General features: G+C 70.3%; 6 protein-coding genes, 1 tRNA gene and 1 pseudogene. 4 read left to right on the top strand and 4 right to left on the bottom strand.

Annotated elements, in window-relative coordinates:
• Positions 1 to 209 precede the first annotated feature (209 nt).
• A complete protein-coding gene (locus OP18_RS09700; protein ID WP_033358426.1) occupies positions 210 to 1,490 on the top strand; it encodes an adenosylmethionine--8-amino-7-oxononanoate transaminase in 1,281 nt (426 codons plus the stop codon).
• Between the two features lie 4 nt (positions 1,491 to 1,494).
• On the opposite strand, the gene OP18_RS09695 is transcribed toward OP18_RS09700, so the two are convergent.
• Positions 1,495 to 2,862: a carbohydrate-binding protein gene (locus tag OP18_RS09695; RefSeq protein WP_033358425.1), complete on the bottom strand. Its 1,368-nt coding sequence runs from the start codon at positions 2,860 to 2,862 to the stop codon at positions 1,495 to 1,497.
• A gap of 91 nt (positions 2,863 to 2,953) precedes the next feature.
• Here OP18_RS09695 and OP18_RS60415 point away from each other — a divergent pair.
• The 3 genes and pseudogenes from OP18_RS60415 to OP18_RS09685 form a co-directional block, all read left to right on the top strand.
• Positions 2,954 to 4,054 (top strand): annotated as a pseudogene (locus OP18_RS60415) (sugar-binding domain-containing protein); the annotation flags it as partial.
• Between the two features lie 944 nt (positions 4,055 to 4,998).
• On the top strand, positions 4,999 to 5,544 hold the full coding sequence (locus tag OP18_RS56940) for an RICIN domain-containing protein (protein ID WP_245635332.1): 546 nt from the start codon (positions 4,999 to 5,001) through the stop codon (positions 5,542 to 5,544).
• A 237-nt stretch (positions 5,545 to 5,781) separates the two neighbouring features.
• Complete coding sequence (locus OP18_RS09685; protein ID WP_033358424.1) at positions 5,782 to 9,045, top strand: GH92 family glycosyl hydrolase; 3,264 nt, start codon at positions 5,782 to 5,784, stop codon at positions 9,043 to 9,045.
• Between the two features lie 117 nt (positions 9,046 to 9,162).
• On the opposite strand, the gene OP18_RS09680 is transcribed toward OP18_RS09685, so the two are convergent.
• The 3 genes from OP18_RS09680 to OP18_RS09670 form a co-directional block, all read right to left on the bottom strand.
• On the bottom strand, positions 9,163 to 9,828 hold the full coding sequence (locus tag OP18_RS09680; RefSeq protein ID WP_081970603.1) for a sporulation protein: 666 nt from the start codon (positions 9,826 to 9,828) through the stop codon (positions 9,163 to 9,165).
• Positions 9,829 to 11,106: 1,278 nt separating this feature from the next.
• Positions 11,107 to 11,180 (bottom strand) — tRNA-Met (locus tag OP18_RS09675).
• A 141-nt stretch (positions 11,181 to 11,321) separates the two neighbouring features.
• Entirely contained in the window at positions 11,322 to 14,297 is a 2,976-nt protein-coding gene (locus OP18_RS09670; RefSeq protein ID WP_245635316.1) for a UPF0182 family membrane protein, read from the bottom strand.
• Positions 14,298 to 14,336 lie beyond the last annotated feature (39 nt).

Here is a 14,336-nt window from a genome sequence, read left to right as displayed (position 1 = left end):
GGGCTGGATGACCGCGCCGGCGGCGAACAGTACACCGACGACGACAAAAAGTAAGGATCTGCGGGCCGCCACCTTGACTCCTTACGGCTCACCAAGCTGAGGCCGCAGGATACCAACCGCCGTCCGGCATTCGGCCAGGTGGATGTCCTGGGCCGGGGCGGCCGCCCCGCCGTCCGGGTCGCGGCCCGGGCGCGGCTAGGGTCAGCGGCATGCGAGTCGAGGAGCTGCTGGCGCTGGACCGGGCCCACGTGTGGCATCCGTACGGGCCGATGCCGGGGCGTGCCGCGCCGCTCGTCGCGGCGTCCGCGCAGGGCGTGCGGATCCGGCTCGCCGAGCCGTTCGAGGGGCACGACGAGCTGGTCGACGGCATGGCGTCGTGGTGGTCGGCGATCCACGGCTACCGGCACCCGGTGCTCGACGCGGCCGCCGTGGACCAGCTCGGCCGGATGAGCCACGTGATGTTCGGCGGGTTCACCCACGAGCCGGCGGTCAGCCTGGCGGCGCGGCTGGTCGAGCTGACCCCGGCGCCGCTGCGGCACGTGTTCTTCAGCGACTCCGGCTCGGTGTCGGTGGAGGTCGCGATCAAGATGTGCCTGCAGTACCAGCGCTCGCTGGGCCGGCCCGCGAAGCGGCGGCTGCTGACCTGGCGGGGCGGGTACCACGGCGACACCTTCCACCCGATGTCGGTGTGCGACCCGGACGGCGGCATGCACAGCCTGTGGACCGGGGTCCTGCCGGCGCAGGTGTTCGCGCCGGCGCCGCCGGCCGAGTTCGACCCGGCCTACGCGGCGGCGTTGACGGCGCTCATCCACGAGCACGCGCACGAGGTCGCGGCGGTGATCGTCGAGCCGGTCGTGCAGGGCGCCGGCGGGATGCGGTTCCACGCGCCGGAGTACCTGCGGGTGCTGCGCGAGGCGACCCGCGAGGCGGGCGTCCTGCTGGTGTTCGACGAGATCGCGACCGGGTTCGGCCGCACCGGCGAGCTGTTCGCCGCCGACCACGCCGGCGTCAGCCCGGACGTGATGTGCGTCGGCAAGGCGCTGACCGGCGGCTACCTGACGCTCGCGGCGACCCTGTGCACGAGCGAGGTCGCCGACGGCATCTCGGAGGGCGGCGTGCCGATCCTGGCGCACGGCCCGACGTTCATGGCCAACCCCCTGGCGTGCGCGGTGGCCGGCGCGTCGCTGGACCTGCTGGCGGCCGGGGACTGGCGCGGCGACGTCGAGCGCATCGGGACGGTGCTGTCCGCCGGGCTGGAGCCGGCCCGCGGCACGCCCGGCGTCGCCGACGTGCGGGTCCTCGGCGGGATCGGGGTCGTGCAGCTCGACCACGAGGTCGACGTGGCCGCGGCGACCCGGGCGGCCGCGGCGCACGGGGTGTGGCTGCGGCCGTTCCGGGACCTGGTCTACACGATGCCGCCGTACGTGACGACCGCCGACGAGCTGTCCATGATCTCGTCGGCGGTCGTCGCGGCCGCCGCGGCGGGGTGAGCGTCTACCGGCCCTGCAGCGACCTCACGTTGTCGCCGAAGGTCCAGCCCTTGGAGCCGTCCCAGTTGATCGACCAGGTCATCAGGCCCTTGAGCTGGGTGTTGTACGCCTGCGACACCAGCGACGGGCTCATGTAGCCGCCGCCCGCGCCGGTCTGCGCGGGCAGGCCCGGGACCTGCTTGTCGTAGGGCACCCGGATCGTGACGCCCTGGATGGTCAGGCCGCTGTTGAGGCAGTTGGTCTGCACCTGGAAGCCCTGCACGGTGCCGGCCGAGTAGGAGTCGCCGGAGCAGCCGTACATGCTGCCGTTGTAGTACTGCATGTTCAGCCACCACAGCCGGCCGTTGTCGACGTACTTCTTGATGATCGGCAGGTACGAGCCCCAGATCGAGCCGTAGGTGACGCTGCCGCCGGTCACGTACGCCGTCTCCGGCGCCATCGTCAGGCCGAAGTTCGACGGCATCTGCGCGAGCACGCCGTCGATGATCCGGATGAGGTTCGCCTGCGACGTCGACAGCGTGTTGATGTTGCCGCTGCCGGACAGGCCGGTCTCGATGTCGATGTCGATGCCGTCGAAGTTGTACGTCTTGAGGATCGGCACGATCGTCGCCACGAACCGGTCGGCGACGGTGCTGGAGCTCAGGTCGATGCCGGCGGCCGCGCCGCCGATCGACATGAGGATCGTCGCGCCGGCGGCCTTGGCCGCGCACATCTCGGCGGGCGTGGCGACCTTGACCCCTGCGTCCATGCCGTTCTCCCACAGCACGGTGCCGTCGGAGCGGATGACGGGGAACGCCGCGTTGATCACGTTGTAGCCGTGAGCAGCGATCCGGGTGTCGGTGATCGGGATCCAGCCGAGGCCGGGGTGCACGCCGTTGGACGCGCCGTCCCAGTTCTCCCAGTACCCCTGCAGCACCTTGCCGGCCGGCCGCGACTTCACCGCGCAGGTGCTGCCGCCGGGCGACGTGGAGGTGGTGGGGCTGCTGCTCGGCGTCCGGCTCGGCGTCGGGCTGGTGCTCGGCGTCTTGCTGGGCGTGGGGCTGGTGCTGGGGGTCCGGCTCGGCGTCGGGCTGGTCGTCCCGCCGGTGCACGCGCCGAGGTCCGTCCACAGCGACGGGGTCGACGCGGGGTTCCAGCCGGCGCCCACGTAGGCGGTGTGGGTGACGAGGGCCTGGTACAGCCGGCCGTTGTAGGTGACCTGGGTCCCGGCGGTGTACGTGTTGCCCTCCGCCCAGGCGGGCGCGGAGCAGGTGACCGCCGCGGCGGCGTTGCTGGCCGCCTCGGCCTGGGTGACGGTGGCCATGACCATGCCCGCCACGAGCGTCACCGCCGCACCGGCGATCAGGGCAAAGGTTCGACGTTGCGCTCTCATGGGCGAGCCCTCCACATCGATGGGATCGATGGGCAGGGACTGTATCAGTTAACTTTCTTTAACAAAAGAGCTACCTCTATGTACCCAGGTCATGGCGTTCCGCAGTGAAGGTTCCGTTACGGTTCGATCGTTTGAGTTCGTGAGCGGTTCTGTTGATTTCCGTGTGACATCGTTAGCATATCGATCAACATTCACCGATGGCCCGCCCGCCAGCGAGATGCCAAGGAGAACCCTCATGTCCCCATCGCGCCACCGGCGACGGCTGCTCGGCGCAGCCCTCGCCGCGCTGCTCGGCCTCGGGACGGCGGTGTCCGCCGCGCCGTCCGCGACGGCCGCGCCCGCCCAGCCCGCGCCCCTGAACACCCCGTGGACGAGCCAGGCGCTCGCCGACCAGCCGCTGCCGGAGTACCCGCGGCCGCAGATGACCCGACCCGACTGGCTCAACCTCAACGGTGAGTGGCAGCTGCGCCAGTCGACCACCAACGACAACCCCGTCTTCGGTCAGACGCTGCCGGAGCGGGTCAACGTCCCCTTCCCCGTCGAGTCGGCGCTGTCCGGGATCAAGCGGCCCGCGAACGACAACCGCCTCTACCTGTTCTACCGCCGCACGTTCACGGTGCCGGCCGGCTGGGCCGGGCGACGTGTCCAGCTGCACTTCGGCGCGGTCGACTGGCAGGCCACCGTGTGGGTCAACGGCGTGCAGGTCGGCGGGCACACCGGCGGCTACGACCGGTTCGAGTTCGACATCACGCCGCAGCTCAACGGCGGCACCAACGAGCTGGTCGTGCGGGTCTACGACCCGACGGACACCCCGGGGCTCAACATCGCCCGGGGCAAGCAGGTGCGCAACCCCGGCGGCATCACCTACACGCCGTCGTCGGGCATCTGGCAGACCGTCTGGCTGGAGCCGACGCCGACCTCGTCGATCTTCAGCGCCGACCTGTACCCGAACCTCGCGAACAACACGTTGCGGATCCGGGTCTTCACCCGGGGCGACGTCACCGGCCACTCGGTGCTCGCCGAGGCGATGGACGGCACGACCGTGGTCGGCACCGCGACCGGCGGCTTCACCGACTTCAGCGTCCCGGTGCCCAACGCGCGCCGCTGGTCGCCGGACGACCCGTTCCTGTACAACCTGCGGATCTCGCTGCGCAACGCGGCGGGCGCGACCGTCGACTCGACGATGCACTACTTCGGCATGCGCGAGGTCGGCAAGGCAGTGGTCAACGGCCGGCTCGTGCCGACGCTCAACGGCCAGTTCGTGCTCCAGACCGGCGTGCTCGACCAGGGTTTCTGGCCGGACGGGCTGTACACCGCGCCGACCGACGCGGCCCTCGCCGCCGACCTGGGCAAGATCAAGGACCTGGGGTTCAACCTGGTCCGCAAGCACATCAAGGTCGAGCCGCAGCGCTGGTTCTACCACGCGGACCGGCTCGGGCTGCTCGTCTGGCAGGACATGCCCAGCATGGGCGAGGCGCCCGGCACCGCGGCCCAGCACGCGCAGTGGGAGACCGAGGTCGGGCAGATCGTCGACGAGCACCGCTCCTCGCCGGCGGTCATCGCCTACGTGCCGTTCAACGAGGGCTGGGGCGAGTGGAACCTGGCCGACACGACCCGGGTCGTGCAGAACGTGAAGAACCAGGACCCGACCCGCCTGGTGAACCCGCACAGCGGCTACAACTGCTGCTCGTCGAAGGGCGACCCCGGCAACGGCGACATCATGGACTGGCACTGGTACGTGGGCCCCAACTCCCCCACCCCGACCAGCACCAGGACCGCGGTCCTCGGCGAGTACGGCGGGCTCGGCGTGCGCTCGGCCGGCCACGAGTACAGCCCGAACGGCCAGTACTTCATCTACGAGACGCACCCGGACGGCACGTCGGCCACCGACCGGTACGTGAGCCTGCAACGCCAGGCGCTCAACCTGATCTACACCCGGGGGCTGGCCGGGCTGGTCTACACGCAACCCTTCGACGTGGAGGGTGAGGTCAACGGCTTCTGGACCTACGACCGGCAGGTGCTCAAGTTCGACCAGGCCCGGGTCCGTGCCGCGAACCAGCAGCTCATCGCGGCCTCGAAGCGGCTCAACACCACCGGCCCGCCGCCCGGCGCCAACGTGACCGGCCCCGGCGGCAGGTGCGTCGACGTAACCGGTGCCTGGACGCCACCGGCAACGGCACCGCCAACGGCACCCCGATCCAGCTGTGGGACTGCAACGGCGGCGGCGCCCAGCAGTGGGTCCCGCAGGCCAACGGCTCCCTGCGCAACCCGCAGTCGGGGCGCTGCCTGGACTCCCCCAGCGGCTCGACCGCCAACGGGACCCGGCTGCAGCTGTGGGACTGCAACGGCAGCGGCGCGCAGACCTTCCGCCTCGGCGGCGGGTCGCCCGGCGCGACGTTCGTCAACGGCCCGGCCGGCCAGTGCGTCGACGTCGCCGCCGACGACACCGGAAACCGGTGCCTGGACGCCACCGGCAACGGCACCGCCAACGGCACCCCGATCCAGCTGTGGGACTGCAACGGCGGCGGCGCCCAGCAGTGGGTCCCGCAGACCGACGGCTCCCTGCGCAACCCGCAGTCGGGCCGCTGCCTGGACTCCCCGAACGGCTCGGTGAGCAACGGGGCCCGGCTGCAGCTGTGGGACTGCAACGGCAGCGCCGCGCAGACCTTCCTCAAGCAGTAGCACCCGTGACAGGGCGGGGGACGCGGTATGCGCCGCCCCCGCCCTCCGCGATTTGTCAAGAGTTGACAAAACTCGATATCGGCGCGAATCTCCGTAGGAACGTCCCGCCCCCTTGAACGGCGCCGCCCCGCCAGGTGTGCGCACGCCATCCCAGCGTCGACGGCTGGTGCTGGCACGCGCGCTGACAACGATGTCGGGCGCGGCGAGACGACCCTCACCGGAACGGCAGGTTGCCGCATGACACTCCCCCGACCCCGCACCACCCGCAGACGTGCCTGGCTCGCGGTGGCCGCCATCGCCGCGAGCCTGCTCAGCGCCACCGTGTTCACCGAGCCCGCGGCGGCCGCCGCCGGCGACTGGTCGACCGGCCTCGAGGCCGGCGACCCGCAGCCGACCTGGACCAACAGCGTCGAGAACAGCACCAACATCGGCGGCTACTGCTGCGCGCTGACCGGCATGGAGAGCATCCCGGGCACCGGCACGGCCCACACCGGGACGACCGCCCTGCTGTACTCCGGCAACGACCTGAGCGCGACGACGTCCTTCTCGTACAACCGGGTCTTCGACGTCGACATCCCGGTCGGTGCGGCCAGCACGTTGTCCTACTGGGTGTACCCCCAGTCCGGCGGGCACCTCGACGTCGCGGTCGACCTGATGTTCACCGACGGCACCAACCTGCGCGACTCCGGCGCGGTCGACCAGCACGGCGTGCGGGTGCACCCGACGTTCCAGGGCAACGGCTCGGTCCTGTCCTTCAACACCTGGAACTACGTCACGTCGAACATCGGCGCGGTCCGGGCCGGCAAGACGATCGACCGGATCATGATCGCCTACGACCAGCCGCTGAACACGGGCCTGTTCCGCGGCTGGTTCGACGACATCCAGATCCGCGCCGACGGCGGCACCGCCGGCCGGCTGTCGGACTACGTCGACACGCGGCGCGGCTCGAACTCGAGCTTCAGCTACTCGCGCGGCAACACGTTCCCCGGCACCACGGTGCCGAACGGGTTCAACTTCTGGACGCCGGTGACCAACGGCAACAACGACAGCTGGCTGTACGAGTACAAGGCCACCACGGTGCAGGGCTTCGCGATCAGCCACGAGCCGAGCCCCTGGATCGGCGACTACGCGCAGCTGCAGGTGATGCCGATGACCGGCGGGGTGAAGTCGACCCCGGACGCGCGCAGGTCGACGTTCAGCCACGGTAACGAGGTCGCGAAGGCGCACTACTACAAGACTTCTCTGGACACGTACGGGATCACCGCGGAGATCACCCCGACCGACCACGCCGGCGTGATGCGGTTCCGCTTCCCGTCCGCCGCGGACTCGGTGATCCTCTTCGACACCGTCGACAGCGCCAGCGGCTCGCTCACCGTGAACACCGCCGCGCAGACCATCTCCGGCTCGATCAACCACCGCGGCCAGCAGCTGTACGTCTCCGCGACCGTGGACAAGGCGATCGCCGCGTCCGGGACCATCACCGGCCAGGGCGCCACCAGCTGGATCCGGTTCGCGACCGCCGCGAACGAGCAGGTGACCCTGAAGATCGGCACGTCGTTCATCAGCGTCGCGCAGGCCGCGGCGAACCTCAGCCAGGAGGTCGGCGCGAAGAGCTTCGACACGGTCCGGGAGGAGGCCGCGACCCTGTGGGACGCGACCCTCGGCAAGGTCCGGATCGAGGGCGCCACCAGCGACAACCAGGTCACGTTCTACTCGAACATGTACCGGTCGTTCATGTACCCGAACAACCGCTCGGAGCTGGTCGGCGGGGTCCGCAGGTACCACAGCCCCTACGACAACACGGTGCACGACGGGCAGATGTACGTGAACAACGGCTTCTGGGACACGTCCCGCGCGGTGTGGCCGCTGTACACGCTGCTCACCCCGACGCGGACCGGTGAGATGCTCGACGGTTTCGTCAACGCGTACAAGAGCTTCGGCTGGACGCCGCGCTGGACCGGTCCCGGCTCGATCGACATCATGGTCGGCACGAACCAGGACCTGGCGTTCGCGGACGCGTACGTGAAGGGTGTCCGCAACTTCGACTACCAGGCGGCGTACGCGTCGATGGTGAAGAACGCCAGCACGTACTCCGGCGCCGGCAACAAGGGCCGCAAGGCGATCCAGACGTCGGTGTTCAAGGGGTACGTCGCCACCGACGTGCTCGGCGAGTCGGCCGCCTGGACCCTCGAGGACGCGACGAACAACTTCGGCATCTCCCAGATGGGGCAGGCGCTCGGGTACACCGAGGACGCCGCGTACTTCCGCAACCAGGCGCTCGACTACGTGAACCTCTTCTCGCAGTCGGTCGGCTTCTTCCGCGGCAGGCAGAGCAACGGCGCGTGGCGCACCACCGACGCGAACTTCAAGCCCAACGAGTGGGGGTGCGAGTTCACCGAGGGCGCGCCGTGGCACTACGCGACCGCCGCGCCGCAGGACCCGCAGGGCATGGCCAACCTGTACGGCGGCCAGGCGCAGCTGGCGGCGAAGATCGACGCGGTGCTCGCCGCGCCGCGGGACTTCCTGCCCGGCTGCTACGGCGGCACCATCCACGAGATGTCCGAGGCGTACGACACCAACATGGGCCAGTACGCGCACTCCAACGAGCCCATCCACCACATGCTGTACATGTACAACTACGCCGGCACCCCGGCCAGGACGCAGGACCAGGTCCGCCGGGTGCTCACCACGCTCTACAACTCGGGCGCCGGCACCGGCAACGGGTACCTCGGTGACGAGGACAACGGTGAGATGTCGGCGTGGTACGTGTTCTCCGCCCTGGGCTTCTACCCGGCGCGGATGGGCTCGACCGACTACGCGATCGGCGCGCCGCTGCACCCGAAGGCGACGATGACCCTGGAGAACGGCCGGACGTTCACGGTCACCGCCCCCGGTGTCAGCGACGTCAACCGGTACATCCAGAGCGCCACCCTCAACGGCATCGCGTACCCGAAGAACTACCTGACGCACGCGGACCTGACCGCGGGCGGCACGCTGAACTTCGTGATGGGCCCGAACCCGTCGTCGTGGGGCACCGGGGCCGGCAACATCCCTGGTTCGCTGACGAGCGGGACCGCCGCGCCGGTCCAGCTGAAGGACAGGGCGACCGGCAGCACCGTCACCGCCACGGCGGAGAACGGCACCGCCGAGGGCCGCGCGATGCTGGTCGACGACACCTCGATGACGAAGTGGCTGGCCTTCGCGACCACCGCGACGATCACCTGCCAGCTCACCGCGGCGGCGACGGTCAAGCAGTACACCCTGACCTCCGCCGACGACGTGCCCGGCCGCGACCCCAGGAACTGGGTCCTGCAGGGCTCGAACGACGGCGTCACCTGGACGACGGTCGACACCCGCACCAACATCGACTTCGTCGACCGGCGCCAGACCAGGGCGTTCGTCATCCCGAACACGACCGCGTACAGCCGCTACCGGCTCCAGGTGACCGCCAACCACGGCGCCGCCGAGACCCAGCTGGCGGAGCTCGAACTGCTCGCCTGACGGTGCGCTCCGGACGGTCGCCGTCCCTGGCCTTCGTGGCCGGGGGCGGCGATCGCCGTTGTGGCGGTCAGCGTCCCTGGCCTTCGTGGCCGGGGACGGCGATCGCCGTTTTGGCGGTCAGTGTGTGTGGGACGGGCTGAGGCGGTCCTCGAGCAGCGCGGCCAGGTCGGTGGTCTCGTCGTCGTGGCGCAGGGCGAACTGATGCCGCCCGCCGCCGGTGCTCTCCAGCAGGACGTCGACGCCGACGGGGTTGGCGACGAACGTGAGCCGCACCAGGTCCGGCGCGTGCCGCACGACGCAGTCGAACCACTGCAGGAACGGGTCGCTCTGCCGGACCCCGGGCACGGTGCCCTGCCGGACCTCGCAGTGCGGGAACGCCCACCCCAGCCGCCGCGCCGCGTCGAGCACCCGCCATTGCCCCGCCGTCGGGTGCACGGTCGCCGCCGTCACTCCCACGTCGTTCGGCCGCCCACCGGCGGTGACGGTGGTCCGCAGCCGGACCGAGACCGCCGGCAGCTGCCCGCCGGCGAGGTGCGTGAACGGTGTCTCCCACGGCAGCGGCTGCTCGAACGGGATCGCCCGGCTCCGCCCCGCCCGCAGCGTGAACCCGGCGGACACCTGGCAGCGCAGGAAGTCGACCTCGACCCCGCTGACCACGGTCATGAGCGTCACGGTCACCTCGTCGACGGCGACGTCGTCCCGCCCACCACCAAGATGGACCTGCCCGGCGGCCATCGTCCCGGGCCGCACCCCACGCTCGTCGAGCATCGCTGATCCGAACATTTTCGATGCTCCTCGCACGTGCCGTGACCGAAACCGACACTAGCACGTGCCACTGTACGGTTGTGCTCCACGCGGCCGATCGCCAGCTCATATACGGATCCACATTCCGCGAGCATGCCGACTCCAACGCGCGTCGCTGACATGGGCGGCTTTGCGATCTGCACCGTGCGGCCCATCACGCCGCGCCATCCCCGTCGCTGCACGGACACACCGCGCGAACCACCACGCCGCCCCACCACGCCGCCCCACCACGTCAGGCCGCTCCGTCACGCCGCCACGACGCCCCACCACGACGTCACGCGCCACCGCACAGACCGCCGCACCATCCGTCGGCCCGTCGCGAGACCTACCACGCCATCTCATCGCTGCGCAGACCCGCCATGCCGCCGCGGTGCCACCGCACCGCTGTGCCACCGCGCCGCTACGTCGCCGCACCGCTGTGCCACCGCTCCTCCGCGCCGCCACCCCACGCCACCGCGCCATCGCGGCGTTATGCCACCGCACAGATGGTTGCGTCATCCCGCCGCACCATCGCGCCACCCGCCACGCCATCACGCCGCCACGCCACCGCGCAGGACGTCGCGCCATCCCGCCAGACCCCCACGTCCGGCCGCGCAGACCGCTCGCCATCGGGCCGCCGCGCCACCGCGAGACCGGCCACACCATCGCACCGCCGCACAGGCGGCTCACCACCTGGCCGCCGCGAGCCCCAACCGCATCGCGAGACCGGCCGCGCCGCCGCACAGGCGCCTCGCCACCGGGCCGCCGTACAGACCGCTCGCCACCGGGCCGCCGCGAGCCCCGACCGCGTCACCCCGAGACCGGCCACACCACCGCACCGCCGCGCACACCGCTCGCCACCGGGCCGCCGCGAGATCCCACCGCGTCATTCCGAGACCGGCCACACCACGGCACCGCCGCGCACACCGCTCGCTACCGGGCCGCCGCGAGCCCCGACCGCGTCACTCCGAGACCGGTCACGCCATCTCGCTGCTGCGCGTGACTCCCTGCGCTGCGGTGCGCACCCTCCGCCGCACGCTCGCCGTCCCACCGCCGTCCCACCGCCGTCCCATCGCCGTCCCACCGCCGACCCGCCGCCTCATCGCCGCGCAGCGCTGGCAGGCCCGCTGCTGCGGCGACGCGCGTCCGCACGTCCCGGCCGCGCGGCGGGCTCCGCCGAAAACCGGCCCCGAGGCCGGTGAGCGGGTCCTCGCTCAGCCCCGCCCGAAAAGCAGAAACGCGGCCCTCCGGAGAGGAACCGCGCCTTCGTGCTAGTTGTAGCGGGGACAGGATTTGAACCTGCGACCTCTGGGTTATGAGCCCAGCGAGCTACCGAGCTGCTCCACCCCGCGTCGGCTTGTCCAGGTTAGCGCACCCCCGTCACCACATCCAAATCGCTTACGGGTGACCGTGTCCGCCGTCACGTCGGAGGGTGCGGGTGAACGTGCAAAGGGCCGCCGCACCGAGGTGCGGCGGCCCTTTGGTGCGCGGGGTCAGCCGGACGGGGCCGGGGTCACCGATGCCGACGGATTGGCGCTTGTCGACGCGCTGGGTTGGGCGCCGGGTGAGGCGCTCGTCGACGGGGCCGGTGTCGCCGCCTTCGATGCCGCCTCGTACCGGCCGATGGCGTCCTGCAGGGCCTTGAGCGCCCGGCCGTACGCCTCGAAGTCGCCGGCGACCTGGGCGGCCTTCAGGTCGGCGATCGCCTTGTTCATGGCGTTGATCGCTTCCTGTACCTGCGGCGAGCCGGTGGGGTTGCCACCCGGTGGGGTGCCGGGGTCGGTGTTGTCACCGGTTCCGGGGACGGGTGCCTGGCCGGTCGCCTGTTTCACCAGTTCGGCGAGGCCGTCGGCGAGGGTGTTGGCATACGCCTTGTAGTTCGGCCCGTACGCGACGAGGACCTTCTGCAGCGTCGGGAACGTCTTGTCGCTCTTCGTGCGCAGGTAGATCGGCTCGACGTACAGCATGCCGTCGGCGACCGGCAGGGTCAGCAGGTTGCCGTAGATCACCTCGGAGTTGTTGGAGCTGAACTGGGTGATCTCGCGTCTGGCCTCGGCGATGCCGGTCATGGTGCTGTGCATCTGCGCCGGACCCTGGACCGCGGTGTCCGGCGGCAGCTCCAGGATCTCGAACACGGGCTTGCCGTCCACGTAGGACGCCGACATCAGCGCGGCCAGGTTGCCCCGGCTGCGCGGCGCGAGCGCCGTGGTCAGCTGGAACCGGGACTTCTCCTGGTTGGGCAGCTTGGCCACGATGTAGTACGGCGGCTGGTCCGCGGTCGGGTTCGCCGGGTTCTTCGGCACCTCCCAGAAGTCCTGGCCGGAGAAGAAACCGTTGGGCGTGGTCACGTGGAAGCGGCTGAGCAGGTCACGCTGGACCTTGAACTGGTCCTCGGGGTACCGCAGGTGGTCCTGCAGCGACGCCGAGATCGCCGACCGCGGCTTGACCAGCTTGTTGCCGAACGCCTTGTTCCACGCCTTGAGGATCGGGTCGCTCTCGTCGAACGCGTACAGGGTGACCTCGCCCGTGTACGCGTCGACCGTCGCCTTCACCGAGTTGCGCAGGTACGACACGTCCTGGCGCGGCTCGGGGAACATCCGGCTGTTGGTCGAGGAGTCCTGGATCGCGGTGTTCCAGTCGAGGCGCTGCGAGTACGGGTACGTCGCCGACGTGGTGTAGCCGTCCACGATCCACTGGATCTTGCCGTCGACGACGGCCGGGTACGGGTCGCTGTCCAGCGTCAGGAACGGCGCGATCTTGCGGACCCGGTCCTCGGGGTCGCGCACGTACAGCACCTTCGAGTTGTCGTTGAAGACGCCGGAGAGCAGGAAGTTCGTCTCGCGGAAGTACGCCGCGTACAGCAGCCGCCGCCAGTAGGAGCCGACCGCGACGCCGCCGGAGCCTTCGTAGCTGGAGTACTGGTCGCCGGCGTTGGCGGTGGGACGGTCGAACTCGGCCCCGCCGCCGCCGCTGCCGGCCCGGCCGGTGATCGCGTAGACGTCGCCCATCTGCTCGCCGTAGTAGATCCGCGGCTGGCTGACCGGGATCAGGTCCGTCTGCGACGCGCACTGCTGGCCCTGGTCGCCGACCGGCTTGGTCTGCTCGGTGAGGAAGCCCGAGACGTAGAACGGCTGCCCGTTGCAGACGACCTGGTTGGCCGGCGCGGCGACGAAGCCGTAGCCGTGGGTGTACACCGAGTGCCGGTTCTGCCAGTTGTTCTGCTGCAGCGACGCGTAGTTGATCTCACGGACGCCGACGACGTAGTCCTGGGTCTTGCCGCCGATGGTGTACCGGTCGATGTCGAGCTTCGGGTTGAACTCGTAGAAGCCGCGGACCTGCTGCTGCTGCGTGTACGTCTCACCAATGACGGTCGGGTCGAGCAGGCGGATGTTGGTGACCGTCTCGTCCACCGACGGCAGGTTCGTCGGGGGTTTCTCCGCCCTCGACGCGTACGGTTTGACCTGCACCGTGTTCAACCCGTACGCGAGTCTCGTGGCGTCGATGCTGCGCTGGAAGTACTCCGCCTCCTTCTGCAGCTGGCTGGGCTTGACGGTGAACGACTGCACCGCGGCCGGGTAGATGCCGCCGACCGCGACCGCCGACAGGGCCAGCAGGCCCAGCGCCAGCCCGGGCCACACCAGGTTGCGCATGAACGCGTTGGAGAACACCAGGATCGCGATCGCCACGACGATCGAGATCCACGCGAGGATCTCCTTCGCCGGCAGCAGCGCGTTGACGTTGGTGTACCCGGCGCCGTACAGGTCCTGGGTGGGGAACTTGTCGAGCAGCAGCCCGCGCCGGTCCAGGTAGTACGCGGCGGCCTTGAGCAGCACGAACGTGGCGACCAGCGCGGTCAGGTGGGCGCGCGCGGCGGTCGTCATCCGCTCACCGGCGCCCTGCAGCCGGACCCCGCCGAAGAGGTAGTGCAGCGCCAGGGCACCCAGCAGCGAGAAGACGACCGCGGTGAAGGCGACGCCCAGCAGGTACCGCCAGAACGGGTATTCGAACACGTAGAAGCTCAGGTCGACCTTGAACTGGGCGTCGGTCTGCCCGAACGGGGTGCTGTTGCTGAACAGCAGCCACTCCTGCCAGTGCCCCTGCGCGGACAGCCCGGAGAACAGCCCGATGAGCCCGGCGACGGCGACGATCCAGATCGTCATGTGCGGCAGCAGGAAGAGCCGGTAGCGGTCCAGGGCGTGCTGCTCCGCGGAGTGCGGCCGCAGCAGCGGGCGGGTCCGGTACGCCAGGTACAGGTTGCCGGCGATGACGAGCCCGACCGCCGCACCGAAGATGAGGAACATCCACAGGCGGGTCGTGAGCACCGTCGAGAAGACCCCGGTGTACTTGACCTCGGAGAACCACAGGTAGTCGGCCCAGGCACCGACCACCCGGTCGAAGAGGGTGAAGAGCAGGAAGACGACCGCCAGCACGACGATCGTGACCCGACCACGTCGGCTCACCCTGGTCATCGGATTACGCATTACCACGGTCGGCTCCGCCCGTTCGCG

The organism is Dactylosporangium aurantiacum, from assembly GCF_000716715.1.
Classification (GTDB): Bacteria; Actinomycetota; Actinomycetes; order Mycobacteriales; family Micromonosporaceae; genus Dactylosporangium; species Dactylosporangium aurantiacum.
Note: the sequence above shows the minus strand (reverse complement) of the source record. Positions and strands in the feature narration are given on the sequence as shown.

What these genes read in the sequence shown, in the direction of transcription:
- OP18_RS09700 (WP_033358426.1), top strand. Translation starts at nt 210, where the DNA reads ATGCGAGTCGAGGAGCTGCTGGCGCTGGACCGGGCCCACGTGTGGCAT.
- OP18_RS09695 (WP_033358425.1), bottom strand. Translation starts at nt 2,862, where the DNA reads ATGAGAGCGCAACGTCGAACCTTTGCCCTGATCGCCGGTGCGGCGGTG.
- OP18_RS09685 (WP_033358424.1), top strand. Translation starts at nt 5,782, where the DNA reads ATGACACTCCCCCGACCCCGCACCACCCGCAGACGTGCCTGGCTCGCG.
- OP18_RS09680 (WP_081970603.1), bottom strand. Translation starts at nt 9,828, where the DNA reads ATGTTCGGATCAGCGATGCTCGACGAGCGTGGGGTGCGGCCCGGGACG.
- OP18_RS09670 (WP_245635316.1), bottom strand. Translation starts at nt 14,297, where the DNA reads ATGACCAGGGTGAGCCGACGTGGTCGGGTCACGATCGTCGTGCTGGCG.